The organism is Streptomyces sp. STAM6 (assembly GCF_054963715.1).
In genome coordinates this window covers 164820-178200 of record NZ_JBUEFZ010000004.1, presented here as the reverse complement: position 1 = coordinate 178200, position 13381 = coordinate 164820, and the positions used below count along the sequence as shown (strand labels likewise).

The following is a 13381-nucleotide window of genomic DNA, read 5'->3' as shown; positions in this document are numbered from 1 at the left end:
GTCAGGGTCTCGTGTTTGCATGCACGGGCTCGTAACCCGAGTGCCCCACAGACGTTAGGAATCGTCCATGACCACGCAGTCGACCCTGCCGAAGGAAGGCGGGAAGGCCGGGGAACCCGGTAATCCGCAGTCCTCCGACGGTCTCAAGGCCGGACTCAAGAACCGTCATCTGTCCATGATCGCCATCGGTGGAGTGATCGGCGCCGGCCTGTTCATCGGCTCCGGTGCGGGTATCGCCGCGGCCGGCCCGGCCATCCTGCTGTCGTACGCACTCGTCGGCGCCATGGTCGTCTTCGTCATGCGGATGCTCGGCGAGATGGCCGCCGCCCACCCGACCTCCGGCTCCTTCTCCGCCTACGCGGACCGGGCCCTCGGCCGCTGGGCCGGCTTCTCCATCGGCTGGCTCTACTGGTTCTTCTGGGTCGTCGTCCTCGCCGTCGAGGCCACCGCAGGCGCCCAGATCCTGGAAAGCTGGATCCCGGCCGTCCCGCAGTGGGCCTGGGCGCTGATCGTCATGGTCGTCCTGACCGCGACGAACCTGGTCTCCGTCTCGTCCTACGGCGAGTTCGAGTTCTGGTTCGCCGGCATCAAGGTCGTCGCCATCGCCGCGTTCGTGGGCATCGGCCTGCTCGCCGTCTTCGGTGTGCTGCCGGGCTCGGACAACCCGGGCGCGGGCTTCGCGCACCTCACCGACGCGGGCGGGTTCTTCCCCATGGGCGCCGGTGCCATCCTCACGGGTGTCCTGATGGTCGTGTTCTCCTTCATGGGCAGCGAGATCGTCACCCTCGCCGCCGGTGAGTCCGAGGACCCGCGCCGCGCGGTCACCAAGGCCACCAACAGCGTCATCTGGCGCATCGCGGTCTTCTACCTGGGTTCGATCTTCGTCGTCCTCACCCTGCTGCCGTGGAACGACAAGTCGATCGTCGACAAGGGCTCCTACGTCGCCGCGCTCGACTCGATCGGCATCCCGCACGCCGGCCAGATCATGAACGTGATCGTCCTGACCGCGGTCCTCTCCTGCCTCAACTCCGGCCTCTACACCGCCTCCCGCATGGCGTTCTCGCTCGGGCAGCGCGGCGACGCGCCGAAGTCCTTCGCCAAGACCGACGGCAACGGCGTACCGCGGGCCGCGATCCTCTCCTCGGTCCTCTTCGGCTTCATCGCCGTCTTCTTCAACTACAAGTGGCCCGACACCGTCTTCGCGTTCCTGCTGAACTCCTCCGGCGCCGTCGCCCTGTTCGTCTGGCTCGTCATCTGCCTCACCCAGCTGCGCATGCGCGGCATCATCCTGCGTGAAGCCCCCGAAAAACTCGTCGTCAAGATGTGGCTCTTCCCCTACCTCACCTGGGCCACCATCGCCATGATCACCTTCGTCCTCGGCTACATGCTCTACAAGGGCGGAGACCCCCGCGAACAGGTCCTCCTCTCCGTCCTCGTCGCAGCCGTCGTCGTCGTGATCGCCGTGATCCGCAACCGCACCCGCCGGGCGCCGGATCAGAGCGGTGTGAACGACTCGGTCACCCGCTCGTAAGTACGCAGAGCGGCTTCCTCCGCGCCGGCGGCGTACCAGATGTTGAGCTGGTACGACTTGCCGCCGGCGGTGAAGCCGAGCTGGCGGGCCCGCCAGGGCCCGCCGTTCTGCCGGAACCGGTAGTCCCAGACGACAGCGGGAGCGCCGCGGAAGGTGGTCCGTTCCAGGCGGACGTTCGCATAGCCGGGAACGTCGCCCTGACCTCGTTCGGCCTCCTGCCACTGGGTGAGGAGATCGCCGCCTCGTGCGAGTGCGTACGAGGCGGCGATCTCCTGTTGTCCGTCGGGCGCGTGGTAGTGGACGTTCGACGGGCTCTTGGCACTGCGGGTCCAGCGCGCAGGGGGTACCCAGGAGAACCCGGTCTCGTACCGCTCCCGGGGACTCGCCGGGGCGGATGCCCGGGAGGCGCTCCCGGCGGACGAAGCCGCACCACCGGTCGTGGGCACCGCCCGCGCCTCGCGCCGGCCGCCACCTCCGTCGGGAGCCCGCCCGCTCACCACCAGTACCGCGACCACGGTGGCCACCACGAGAACGGCCGCGACGGCGGGCGCGACGCGCCGCAGGGCGGACACCCACCGGCCGGCGGCCCCGGACGGCGGCGTGAGGCGGGGCCGTGCAGGGTCGTCCGCGCAGGGGCCGGCGGTGGACGTGGGTGCGTAAGCGAAGGCCGGAGTGCCGCCGGCCCCGAGGAGTCGGGCCCGGTGGGGCCCGGCCGCCCCCGCCCCCGCATCCGCGCCCGGGACGGCAGGCGACGCTCCCGCAGGCGCCCCGCTCCCGAGCGCCCCGCTCCCAGGCACCTCGCCCTCAGGCGCCTCACCCCCAGGCACCCCACGCTCAGGCGCCCCGCTCCCGCGCGTCTCCCCGCCGGACGCCGCGGCGGTCACTGGTGCCGCCACCTCCGCCAGCACCGCCTCCACCTCGTCCAGCGCGGGCCGCTCCTCCGGCTGCTTCACCAGCAACCGCCCGAGCACGGCCCGCAGCGCTCCCGCCCCCTCCCCCGCCACGACCGGCAGTGACGGTGGTTCGTACAGGACCGCGTGGAGTGTCGCGAGGGTCGTCGGCCGGGCGAAGGGCGACGAGCCCGCCAGCGCCGCGCACAGCGTCGCGCCGAGCGACCACAGGTCGGACGGCGGGCCCTGCGGGCGGCCGCCGATCCGCTCCGGCGCCATGTAGTCGGGTGAGCCGACGAGCATGCCGGCCATGGTCAGCTGCGCGGCGTCCTGGATGGCGGCGATCCCGAAGTCGGTGAGCACGACCCGTCCGCCCGCGCCGAGGAGCACGTTGCCGGGTTTGATGTCCCGATGCAGCACGCCCGCCGCGTGCACCTCGCGCAGCGCCGCGACGAGCCCCAGCCCGATCCGTGCCGCCTCGCGCGGGCCCAGCGGCCCGTCCTCGACCAGAGCCTGCTCCAGGGAGCGGGAGGGCACGAGCTCCATGACGATCCAGCGCCGGTCGTCCTCCTCCACCACGTCGTAGACGCGCACGACGTTCGGGTGGTCGATGCGGGCGGTCGCGCGGGCTTCGCGCAGGGTGCGCTCGCGCCGTACGCGGCTGTCCTCGCCGCCCACCTCGTCGATGCGCATTTCCTTGACGGCTACGGGACGGTCGAGCATTTCGTCGACGGCCCGCCACACCCGCCCCATTCCCCCCTGCCCGATGCTTTCGTCCAGCCGATAACGCCCGGCGACGAAAAGACCTGGTACACCTGCCATTCCGCGCACCCCCACAATCCCTTACTCACCGGCGATGACCAGGAAAGATGCATGAACTTCCGCCCATTGCAGCATAGTTCGGCGAAATCATGTGGAACCCTTCTCGAGGGAGGCACGCCCCGACCGCGACAAGGGGGAGAGAAAATGCGAAGGAACATGACAGCGACAACGGCAGCAGCAGCCACAGCGATAACGACCGCCGCCGTAATCGCTTTTCCGTTCGCCGCATACGCGAACGAACCGGCGCCGGGGAGCAGCGCGGGCGGGAAGCCCGGCCCCGCCGCGCCCGCCGGAGTGAAGATCAGCACCGAACTCCCCGAGAAAATCTCGGTGTCCCACGCGAACGGCGGGACGACGCTGAGCGCGAGGGTCGTGAACGGCGGCGCCAAGGACAGCGGCCCGGTCACGCTCTCCGTCGTCGGGTTCGACGGGCTGCGGATCACCGCGGTCGAGGGGTGCGCTGCCATCCCGAAGGCACGACTGCCCGAGGGTTCCAACAGCGGCTTCGCGTGCGTCATCGACAACATCGCGGCGGGCAAGGACCGTTCGTACCGGGTCTCCGCCACCTACGACCTGACGAAGACCGGAAAGATCTGCCTTCCGGTGACCAGGGGCACGTCCGAGGAACTGATCTGGCAGCAGGGGCCGGTCCCCTTCGGGACGTCCCGGCCGACGCCCAACGCACCCGACACACCGCTGCTGCTCGGCACCGAGAACGTCCCGGGCAAGCCCGAGCTGCCGAAGACCGGCGCGGCGGACCACGCGCCGGCACTGTCGCTGACGGCGGCCCTTCTCGTCGCACTGGGGTCGGCGGGCGTGTGGTGGTCGGCCCGCGGGAAGGGGCGGTAGGGCCCGTAAACGGCGAAGAGGCTCGCCGGGGTCGAGGAGAACCACGACCCGGCGAACCTCTTTCGGAAGCGGTGAGGGCTCAGCCCTTGCGGCCGATGAGCTTCCAGGCGGTGGGCAGCGCGCCCATCGCCAGCGCCGCCTTGAGCGCGTCCCCGATGAGGAAGGGCGTGAGACCGGCCGCGACGGCCTGCGGCAGGGTCATGCCGGTCGCCAGGGCGAGGTAGGGCACACCGACCGCGTAGATGATCAGGGAGCCGAGCGCCATCGTGCCGGCCATGCGCGGGACGGAGCGGTCGGCGCCGCGGCGGGCGAGGGCGCCGACGACGGTGGCGGCGAGCAGCATGCCGAGGATGTAGCCGAAGGACGGCATCGCGTAGCCGGAGGTGGCCTGGGCGAACCAGGGCATGCCCGCCATGCCGGCGACGGCGTACAGCGCGAGGGAGAGGAAGCCGCGGCGGGCGCCGAGGGCGGTGCCGACGAGGAGGGCCGCGAAGGTCTGGCCGGAGACCGGGACCGGGGAGCCGGGGACCGGCACGGAGATCTGCGCGGCGATGCCGGTGAGGGCGGCGCCGCCGACGACGAGCGCGATGTCGCGGGTGCGGCTGGACGGCAGCAGGTCGGCGAGGACCGCTCCGGTACGGACGGGGGCGGCAGCAGTGCTCATCGGGACTCCGCGGGTTGAGGGGCAGTTCGGGACGGGTGACGACACGGTGACCGTAGCCCAGGAGTGAACGACCGATCACCGTCAGCCGATGACAAAGGGTTCGCCGAGCACTTGGTGGAGATCGAACAAAGAGAGCACGCCATGCACGTTCCGGCGTGATGCTCGTCACGAGGAACGCCGCGCGCAGGGTCCCTTTTGCGCCAGGGGGCGGTCTGCGGAGAGACTGTGGGGTCCTTCCAAAACGCTTCACCGGCCCTGAGAGTACGAGCGCATGCACGACGCCCCGCCCACCCCCCTTGTCGCGGAGCCCGAGCCGCTTTCCCACGGGCTGAAGCAGCGCCATCTGACGATGCTCGGTCTGGGCGGCGTGATCGGTGCCGGACTGTTCGTGGGTTCGGGAGCGGGGATCGCGGTGGCCGGTCCGGGGATCGTCCTGTCGTATCTGATCGCGGGCGCGCTCGCGATGCTGGTCATGCGGATGCTGGGCGAGATGTCGGCGGCCATGCCGGCGTCCGGCGCGTTCTCGGTGCACGCGGAGCGGGCGCTCGGCCGCTGGGCGGGCTTCTCGGTCGGCTGGCTGTACTGGTTCCTGCTGGTGGTCGTGCTGGCGGTGGAGGCGACGGGCGCGGCGCGGATCGCGCACGGCTGGGTGCCTGGCGTGCCCCAGTGGACCTGGGTGCTCGTCTTCATGGTGGTGTTCACGGCCGCCAACCTCGCCGCGGTGAAGAACTTCGGCGAGTTCGAGTTCTGGTTCGCAGCGCTGAAGGTCGGTGCGATCGTCCTCTTCCTCGTCCTCGGCGTGCTCGCGATCCTCGGCCTGCTGCCGGACACGGATCCGGTCGGCCTCACCCGTCTGACCGGCCAGGGCGGCTTCCTGCCCAACGGCTGGGAGGGTGTGGTCTCCGGGGTGCTCGCCGTGGTCTTCGCGTTCGGCGGTCTGGAGGTGGTGACGATCGCCGCCGCGGAGTCGGAGGACCCCGCGCGCAATGTGGCCCGGGCGGTGCGCAGCGCCGTGTGGCGCATCCTCTTCTTCTATGTCGGCTCGATGCTGGTGATCGTGACGCTGCTGCCGTGGACGTCGATGAAGCCGGGCGAGAGCCCGTACGTCGCGGCGCTGGACGCGATCGGGGTGCCGGCGGCCGGCCAGATCATGAACGTCGTGGTGTTCGTCGCCCTGCTGTCGGCGCTGAACGCCAATCTGTACGGGTCGTCGCGGATGGTCTTCTCGCTCGCGGAGCGGGGCGAGGCGCCGCGGGGGCTGCTGAAGGTGTCGGGCGGCGGGGTGCCGCGCCGGGCGGTGCTGGCGTCGGTGGCTTTCGGGTTCGTGTCCGTGCTGCTCAATCTTAAGTGGCCGGACTCGGTGTTCCTCTACATGCTGAACGCCGTCGGCGCGGTGCTGCTGTTCGTCTGGGGGCTGATCGCCGTGTCGCAGCTGCGGCTGCGGCGGCGGATCGAGCGTGAGGCGCCCGAGAAGCTGACGCTTCGGATGTGGGGCTTCCCGTGGCTGACGTGGGTGGCGCTGGCGGCCATGGCGGCGGTGCTGGTGCTGATGCTCACCGACGAGGGGGCGCGGCCGCAGGTGCTGTGGTCGGCGGCGGCCACCGGAGTGGTTCTGCTGGTGGCCCGGGTGCGGGAGTGGCGTACGACACGCCAGTGACGGCGAATGTGATGATCCCGTGCGTAAATCTTCACATTGTGTGAGCACAGTGTCCGTATAGCGGTCGTGTGTTCCCTGTAAGCGGTGCACGCGCCCAGACTGTGGGCCGCACCTCGTCTCAGCTAATGAACAGGGCACGCCCATGTCTCGGACCACCGCGCCCGCGCCGGTCGAGTCGGCCACCGCCGACGCGCCGCTCTCGCACGGACTCAAGCAACGCCATCTCTCGATGATCGCCCTGGGTGGCGTCATCGGCGCCGGCCTCTTCGTCGGCTCGGGCCAGGCCATCGCCGCGGCCGGCCCGTCGATCATTCTCGCCTATGCGCTCTCCGGCACTCTCGTCATGCTCGTGATGCGCATGCTCGGTGAGATGTCGGCGGCCAATCCGGCGTCCGGCTCCTTCTCGGTGCACGCCGAGCGGGCCCTCGGCCCCTGGGCGGGTTTCACCGCCGGCTGGTCCTTCTGGTTCCTGCTCTGCGTGGCCGTGGGCCTGGAGGGCATCGGCGCGGCGAAGATCATGACGGGCTGGTTCCCGGGCACGCCCGAGTGGGCCTGGGTGGCGCTGTTCATGCTGGTGTTCTGCGGCACGAACCTGGCGGCGGTGAAGAACTTCGGTGAGTTCGAGTTCTGGTTCGCCGCGCTCAAGGTCGGCGCGATCGTCCTGTTCCTCGGCATCGGCGCGCTGGCGATCGCCGGTGTGCTGCCCGGCGCCGACGCCCCCGGCACCGCCAACCTCACCGGCCACGGCGGCTTCCTGCCCAACGGGTCCGAAGGCCTGATGGTGGGTCTGCTCGCCTCCGTCTTCGCGTACGGCGGCCTGGAGACGGTCACCATCGCGGCGGCCGAGTCGGAGTCCCCCGTCCAGGGCGTGGCGAAGGCCGTGCGCACGGCGATGTGGCGGATCGGCGTCTTCTACATCGGTTCGATGGCCGTCGTCGTCACCCTGGTGCCCTGGACCGACAAGGCGGTCGCCGAGAAGGGCCCGTACGTCGCCACGCTCGACCACCTCGGCATCCCGGCCGCCGGCCAGATCATGAACGTGGTGGTGCTGGTCGCCCTGCTGTCCGCGATGAACGCCAACATCTACGGCGCCTCGCGCATGGCGAACTCGCTGGTGGCCCGCGGCCAGGGCCCGAAGGCGCTCGGGAAGATCTCCGGCGGGGTGCCGCGCATCGCCGTGCTGGCGTCGTCGGTCATCGGCTTCGTGTGCGTGCTGCTCAGCTACTGGAGGCCCAACGACGTCTTCATCTGGCTGCTCAACATGATCGGCGCGATCATCCTGGTCGTCTGGATCTTCACCGCCGTCTCGCAGCTGGTGCTGCGCCGGCGCACCGAGCGCGAGGCGCCCGAGAAGCTCGTCGTGAAGATGTGGGCCTTCCCGTACCTGACGTGCGTGGCGCTCGCCGGCATGGGGGCGATCTTCGTCCTGATGGCCCGTGAGGAGGGGACCCGCGACCAGCTGCTCGCCACGGGCGCACTGACCCTGGCGCTCGCGGTGGTCGGCTACGTCATGCAGGTCTCCCGCAAGAAGACCGAGGACGCCCCGCAGCAGTCCGGGACCGTCTGACGGTCCGGCGGAAGTGAGGGAGGGCCCCGGCGCGAGACGCGCCGGGGCCCTCCCTCTTCGTGTGCCGTACGGGCGGTGAAATCCTCCGGCACGGGGCGTGAAGTGCCCGCGCGGCACGGGCACCCGGCGCCTACCGTCCGGGCATGAGACGTCGCTCCGTACTCCTCGCGGCGGGCGCGGCCGCCGCCACCGTGTCCACCTCCGCCTCCCCCGCCCGGGCGCTGCCGGCCGGCGGGCCGGTCGTGATCGGCCACCGGGGCGCGGCGGGCTGGCGCCCCGAACACACCGCCGCCTCCTACACCCTGGCCGTCGAGACCGGCGCCGACTGGATCGAACCGGACCTGGTCCCCACCAGGGACCACCATCTCGTCGTGCGCCACGAGAACGAGATCTCGGGCACGACGGACGTCGCCCGGCGTCCCGAGTTCGCCGGCCGCCGCACGACGAAGACCGTCGACGGGCGGGCCGTCACGGGCTGGTTCACCGAGGACTTCACGCTGGCCGAGCTGAAGACCCTGCGGGCGGTCGAGCGCCTGCCGCTGGTCCGCGACCGCAACACCGTCTTCGACGGCCGCCAGCAGGTGCTGACGTTCCAGGAGGTGGTCGATCTGGCGCGGCGGCTCTCCCGGCGGTGCGGCCGCGCCGTCACCGTCTTCCCCGAGACCAAGCACCCCTCGTACTTCCAGTCGATCGGCCTGCCCCTGGAGCCGGTCCTGGCCGAGGCCGTCCGGCGAAACCGGCTCGGGCCCGGCGAGTGCGTCATCCAGTCCTTCGAGCCGTCCAGCCTGCTGCGGCTGGCCGGGGAGCGGCTGCGCGTGCCGCTCTGGCAGGCGCTGGGCACCAGCGGCGGTCCGTTCGGGCACGACATCACGTACCGGGACATGATGACGCCCGCCGGGCTGCGCGGGATCGCCGCCTACGCGCGCTGGATCGGCCCCGACAAGTCGTCGCTGGTGCCGCCGTCCACGCTGCTCGCGGACGCCCACGCGGCCGGGCTGAGGGTGGGTGCCTACACCTTCCGCGCCGAGAACCGGTACCTGCCGGCCGAGCTGCGGCGGGGCACCGACCCGAACGCCTTCGGGGACGCCTTCGCCGAGTACGCCCGCCACTACGCGTGGGGCGTCGACGCCGTGGTGACGGACTTCCCCGATCTGGCGGCCGTCGCCCGGGACGAGGGGGCGTGGCGGCACGGCGGTCCTAGGACGAAGGGCTGATCAATTCGCGGCGCTCCTGCTGTTAGCCTGCACTTGCATAGGATTTGCAATAAGCAGTCGGAGGGCTCGGACATGGCGATCTACACACTTCCTGAACTTCCGTACGACTACGCGGAGCTCGACCCGGTCATCAATCCGCAGATCATCGAGCTGCACCACGACAAGCACCACGCGGCGTACGTCAAGGGCGCGAACGACACACTCGAGCAGCTGGAGGAGGCGCGCGACAAGGAGCAGTGGGGCGCCATCAACGGCCTGGAGAAGAACCTCGCCTTCCACCTGTCCGGCCACATCCTGCACTCGATCTACTGGCACAACATGACCGGCACCAAGAACGGCGGCGGCGGCGAGCCGCTGGCCGCGGACGGCGTCGGTGAGCTGGCGGACGCGATCACGGAGTCCTTCGGCTCCTTCGCCAAGTTCAGGACCCAGCTGTCCAAGGCCTCCGCGACCACCCAGGGCTCCGGCTGGGGCGTGCTGGCCTACGAGCCGGTGAGCGGCCGTCTCATCGTCGAGCAGGTCTACGACCACCAGGGCAACGTCGGTCAGGGCTCGGTCCCGATCCTGGTCTTCGACGCCTGGGAGCACGCCTTCTACCTGCAGTACAAGAACCAGAAGGTGGACTTCGTCGAGGCCATGTGGCAGGTCGTCAACTGGCAGGACGTGGCCAAGCGGTACGCGCGGGCCAAGGAGCGCACGCCGCTGATCGCCCCGTGACCGGGTGACCCCGTGACGCCCTGCTCGTGATCGTCTTCTCAACCTTCACCGGGCAGGCGGATGAAGGACGGCCCTCCGCGAGGACAGGACTCGCGGAGGGCCGTCTGTGTGCCCGGGCGGCGCTTACAGGTTGCTGAAGTCCGGACCCTGCGTCCGGGTGCGCTTGATCTCGTAGAAGCCGGGGACCGACGCCACCAGCAGGGTGCCGTCCCAGAGGCGGGCCGCCTCCTCGCCCCTGGGCGCGGGCGTGACGACCGGGCCGAAGAAGGCGATTTGTTCACCGTCCGGGCCGGGGACGGCGATGACCGGGGTGCCGACGTCCTGGCCCACCTTGCTGATGCCCTCGTGGTGCGAGGCACGCAGCTCGGCGTCGAAGGTGTCCTTCTCGGCGTACTCGGCGAGCGAGACGGGAAGACCGACGTCCTCCAGCGCTTCCCGGACAGCCGTGGCGGTCGGCCCCTCACCCTTGTTGTGGAAGCGGGTGCCCAGCGCGGTGTACAGCTCGCCGACCACCTCGTCGCCGTGCAGCTGCTGGGCGGCGACGACCACGCGCACCGGACCCCAGGCGTGGGTCTCCAGCATCTCGCGGTACTCCGGCGACACCTGGTCCAGCTTGTCCTCGTTCAGGACGGCGAGGCTCATCACGTGCCAGCGCACGTCCACCGGCCGGACCTTCTCCACCTCCAGCATCCAGCGTGAGGTCATCCACGCCCAGGGGCACAGCGGGTCGAACCAGAAGTCGGCGGTGGTCCTGCTCTCGGACATCTCTCTCCTCATCGGGACGGTGCCGTGCGTCGAGGCGCATCCGGGCCTCCACAACAGCAACACCAGGGGTCGACGAGGGCATTCCCGCATACCGCGCGTCAGTGGCACATGGGAGGATCGCTGCTGTACGAACGAGTCACGAAGGAGTGCCCGTGCCCGGTGAGAACCTGTCCCGCGAAGAGGCCCGAGAGCGGGCCGATCTGCTGTCCGTCGACGCGTACGAGGTCGCCCTCGACCTGCGGTCCGCCGTCGGGGAGAGCGAGGCGGAGCAGCGGACGTTCCGGTCGGTGACGACGATCAGGTTCCGCCGGATCGCACCGGGTTCGTCCACGTTCGTCGATCTGATCGCCCCGTCGGTGACGTCGGTGACGCTGAACGGGCGGGAGCTGGACCCGGCGGCCGCCTTCGACGGCAAGCGGATCCGGCTGGACGGGCTGGCCGAGGAGAACGTGCTGGTGGTGGACGCGCAGTGCGTGTACAGCCGCACCGGCGAGGGCATGCACCGGTTCGTCGACCCGGAGGACGGCGAGGTCTACCTCTACACGCAGTACGAGCCGGCCGACGCGCGGCGGGTGTTCGCCAACTTCGAACAGCCGGACCTGAAGGCGCGGTACCGCTTCGAGGTGACGGCGCCCGAGGGCTGGACGGTGTGGAGCAACGGCGTGGAGGAGTCCCGGGAGGGGGGCGTCTGGCGGTTCGCCGAGACCGAGCCGATCTCCACCTACATCACCTGTGTGGTGGCCGGCCCGTACCACTATGTGACGGACACCTACCGGCGGGGTGACCTGGAGATCCCGCTGGGCGCGATGTGCCGCAAGGGGCTGGCCAGGCACTTCGACGCCGACGACGTGTTCCTGATCACCAAGCAGGGCTTCGACTTCTTCCACGACAACTTCGACTTCCCGTACCCGTTCGGGAAGTACGACCAGGCCTTCGTGCCCGAGTACAACCTCGGCGCGATGGAGAACCCGGGCATGGTGACGTTCCGGGAGGAGTACATCTACCGGGGCAAGGTGACGCAGGCGGCGTACGAACGCCGGGCGAACGTCATCCTGCACGAGATGGCGCACATGTGGTTCGGCGACCTGGTCACCATGAAGTGGTGGGACGACCTGTGGCTGAAGGAGTCCTTCGCCGACTTCATGGGGTCCTTCTCGCTGGCCGAGGCGACCCGGTTCACCAACAGCTGGGTGACCTTCGCCAACAACCGCAAGGCGTGGGCCTACCGCGCGGACCAGCTGCCCTCCACACATCCGATCACGGCCGACATCCGTGACCTGGAGGACGCCAAGCTGAACTTCGACGGGATCACCTACGCCAAGGGCGCGGCGGTCCTGAAGCAGCTGGTGGCGTACGCGGGCCGGGAGGCGTTCCTGGAGGGCGCCCGGCGGTACTTCAAGCGCAACGCGTACGGCAACACGCGGCTGGGTGATCTGCTGTCGGTGCTGGAGGAGACCTCCGGCCGCGACATGAAGGACTGGTCGCGGTCCTGGCTGGAGACGTCCGGGGTCAACGCGCTGACGCCGACGGTCACGTTCGACGCGGAGGACCGGGTCGCGGAGCTCGCCGTGCTCCAGGACGGCGATGTGCTCCGGCCGCACCGGGCCGCGGTCGGCCTCTACCGGCTGCAGGACGGCGAGCTGGTGCGGTACGCCCGGGCCGAGGCCGACATCACCGGTGAGCGGACCGTGGTGACGGAGCTCGCGGGCCAGGAGCGTCCGGCGCTGGTGCTGGTCAACGACGACGACCTCACCTACTGCAAGATCCGCTTCGACCCGGGCTCGCTGGCCGTGCTGCGCGCGCACCTCGGTGACATCACCGACCCGCTCGCGCGGGCGCTGTGCTGGTCGGCGCTGTGGAACATGACGCGTGACGCGCTGCTGCCGGCGCGGGACTTCATCACCCTGGCGCTGCGGTTCGCGGGCCGCGAGACCGACATCGGTGTCCTGCAGATGGTGCACGCCTGGATCCAGGCGGCCCGGGTCCACTACGCGGCCCCGGCGTGGCGCGAGGAGGGGGCAAAGGCGGTCGCGGCCTCGGCGCGGCAGCAGTTGCGGCAGGCCGAGCCGGGCAGCGAGCAGCAGCTGACGTGGGCGCGGTTCTTCGCGTCGACGGCGGCGTCGGAGGAGGACTTCCGGCTGCTGGAGGCCCTGCTGGACGGACGGGAGAAGGTCGACGGCCTGGAGGTCGACCAGGAACTGCGCTGGTCGTTCCTGGGGCCGCTGGCGGCGCACGGCCGGGCGGACGAGTCGGTGATCGGGGCCGAACTGGCCCGCGACGACACGGCGTCGGGCAAGCGCCACCAGGTGCGCTGCCTGGCGTCCCGGCCGTCGGCCGCGGTCAAGGCCCAGGCCTGGGCACAGGTGGTGGAGTCGGACGCGCTGTCGAACGCACTCGTCGAGGCGACGATCGCGGGCTTCGCCCAGCCGTCGCAGCGTGACCTGATCGCGCCGTACGCGCCGAAGTACTTCGAGGCGATCGAGCGGGTGTGGCGGGACCGTTCCATCCAGATCGGGATGGACGTGGTGCGGGGGCTGTTCCCGGATCTGCAGGACGGCCCGGCGACGCTGGAGGCGACGGACGCGTGGCTCGCCGCGCACGAGTCCTCGGCCCCGGCCCTGCGCCGGCTGGTGCTGGAGGCGCGCGACGACCTGGCCCGCGCCCTGCGGGCCCAGGCCTGCGACGCGCAGGCGGGCTGACGGGCC

At 70.5% G+C, this 13381-nt stretch carries 10 protein-coding genes; 7 read left to right on the top strand and 3 right to left on the bottom strand.

The window, feature by feature from the left end; all coding sequences use genetic code 11:
* Nucleotides 1-67: 67 nt before the first annotated feature.
* Nucleotides 68-1531: an amino acid permease gene (locus tag ACY34K_RS07525; protein ID WP_462745067.1), complete on the top strand. Its 1464-nt coding sequence runs from the start codon at nucleotides 68-70 to the stop codon at nucleotides 1529-1531.
* On the opposite strand, the gene ACY34K_RS07520 is transcribed toward ACY34K_RS07525, so the two are convergent.
* Complete coding sequence (locus tag ACY34K_RS07520) at nucleotides 1495-3243, bottom strand: protein kinase domain-containing protein (protein WP_462745065.1); 1749 nt, start codon at nucleotides 3241-3243, stop codon at nucleotides 1495-1497. The two genes, ACY34K_RS07525 and ACY34K_RS07520, sit on opposite strands and share 37 nt — an antisense overlap.
* Nucleotides 3244-3573: 330 nt before the next feature.
* Between ACY34K_RS07520 and ACY34K_RS07515 the strand changes: the two genes are divergently transcribed.
* Nucleotides 3574-4092 carry a hypothetical protein gene (locus ACY34K_RS07515; protein WP_462745063.1) on the top strand — a complete coding sequence of 173 codons (519 nt, stop codon included), beginning with the start codon at nucleotides 3574-3576 and terminating at the stop codon, nucleotides 4090-4092.
* A 79-nt stretch (nucleotides 4093-4171) separates the two neighbouring features.
* Here the strand turns inward: ACY34K_RS07515 and ACY34K_RS07510 are convergent, their stop codons facing one another.
* The gene (locus tag ACY34K_RS07510; RefSeq protein ID WP_462745061.1) at nucleotides 4172-4756 is read right to left on the bottom strand and encodes a biotin transporter BioY; all 585 of its coding nucleotides are present in this window, start codon (nucleotides 4754-4756) and stop codon (nucleotides 4172-4174) included.
* Nucleotides 4757-5027: 271 nt separating this feature from the next.
* Here ACY34K_RS07510 and ACY34K_RS07505 point away from each other — a divergent pair, with 271 nt between their 5' ends.
* From ACY34K_RS07505 to ACY34K_RS07490, 4 genes are all read left to right on the top strand, one after another.
* Nucleotides 5028-6413 (top strand): amino acid permease, encoded by a 1386-nt coding sequence (locus ACY34K_RS07505; protein WP_462745059.1) that lies wholly within the window; start codon nucleotides 5028-5030, stop codon nucleotides 6411-6413.
* A 142-nt stretch (nucleotides 6414-6555) separates the two neighbouring features.
* Nucleotides 6556-7980: an amino acid permease gene (locus tag ACY34K_RS07500; RefSeq protein ID WP_462745057.1), complete on the top strand. Its 1425-nt coding sequence runs from the start codon at nucleotides 6556-6558 to the stop codon at nucleotides 7978-7980.
* A 143-nt stretch (nucleotides 7981-8123) separates the two neighbouring features.
* Nucleotides 8124-9194: a glycerophosphodiester phosphodiesterase family protein gene (locus ACY34K_RS07495; RefSeq protein ID WP_462745055.1), complete on the top strand. Its 1071-nt coding sequence runs from the start codon at nucleotides 8124-8126 to the stop codon at nucleotides 9192-9194.
* Between the two features lie 72 nt (nucleotides 9195-9266).
* Nucleotides 9267-9911: a superoxide dismutase gene (locus ACY34K_RS07490; protein ID WP_462745054.1), complete on the top strand. Its 645-nt coding sequence runs from the start codon at nucleotides 9267-9269 to the stop codon at nucleotides 9909-9911.
* Between the two features lie 123 nt (nucleotides 9912-10034).
* Here ACY34K_RS07490 and ACY34K_RS07485 read toward each other — a convergent pair whose 3' ends face one another.
* Nucleotides 10035-10676: a mycothiol-dependent nitroreductase Rv2466c family protein gene (locus ACY34K_RS07485; RefSeq protein WP_462745052.1), complete on the bottom strand. Its 642-nt coding sequence runs from the start codon at nucleotides 10674-10676 to the stop codon at nucleotides 10035-10037.
* A gap of 152 nt (nucleotides 10677-10828) precedes the next feature.
* On the opposite strand from ACY34K_RS07485, the gene pepN reads away from it, so the two are divergent.
* Nucleotides 10829-13375, top strand: coding sequence for an aminopeptidase N (gene pepN, locus ACY34K_RS07480; RefSeq protein WP_462745050.1), 2547 nt, complete (start codon nucleotides 10829-10831; stop codon nucleotides 13373-13375).
* The last annotated feature ends 6 nt before the right edge of the window (nucleotides 13376-13381 follow it).

Excerpts from the sequence above, each read along its gene's own strand:
- ACY34K_RS07525 (WP_462745067.1), top strand. The coding sequence starts at position 68 with ATGACCACGCAGTCGACCCTGCCGAAGGAAGGCGGGAAGGCCGGGGAA.
- ACY34K_RS07520 (WP_462745065.1), bottom strand. The coding sequence starts at position 3,243 with ATGGCAGGTGTACCAGGTCTTTTCGTCGCCGGGCGTTATCGGCTGGAC.
- ACY34K_RS07510 (WP_462745061.1), bottom strand. The coding sequence starts at position 4,756 with ATGAGCACTGCTGCCGCCCCCGTCCGTACCGGAGCGGTCCTCGCCGAC.
- ACY34K_RS07505 (WP_462745059.1), top strand. The coding sequence starts at position 5,028 with ATGCACGACGCCCCGCCCACCCCCCTTGTCGCGGAGCCCGAGCCGCTT.
- ACY34K_RS07500 (WP_462745057.1), top strand. The coding sequence starts at position 6,556 with ATGTCTCGGACCACCGCGCCCGCGCCGGTCGAGTCGGCCACCGCCGAC.
- ACY34K_RS07495 (WP_462745055.1), top strand. The coding sequence starts at position 8,124 with ATGAGACGTCGCTCCGTACTCCTCGCGGCGGGCGCGGCCGCCGCCACC.
- ACY34K_RS07490 (WP_462745054.1), top strand. The coding sequence starts at position 9,267 with ATGGCGATCTACACACTTCCTGAACTTCCGTACGACTACGCGGAGCTC.
- ACY34K_RS07485 (WP_462745052.1), bottom strand. The coding sequence starts at position 10,676 with ATGTCCGAGAGCAGGACCACCGCCGACTTCTGGTTCGACCCGCTGTGC.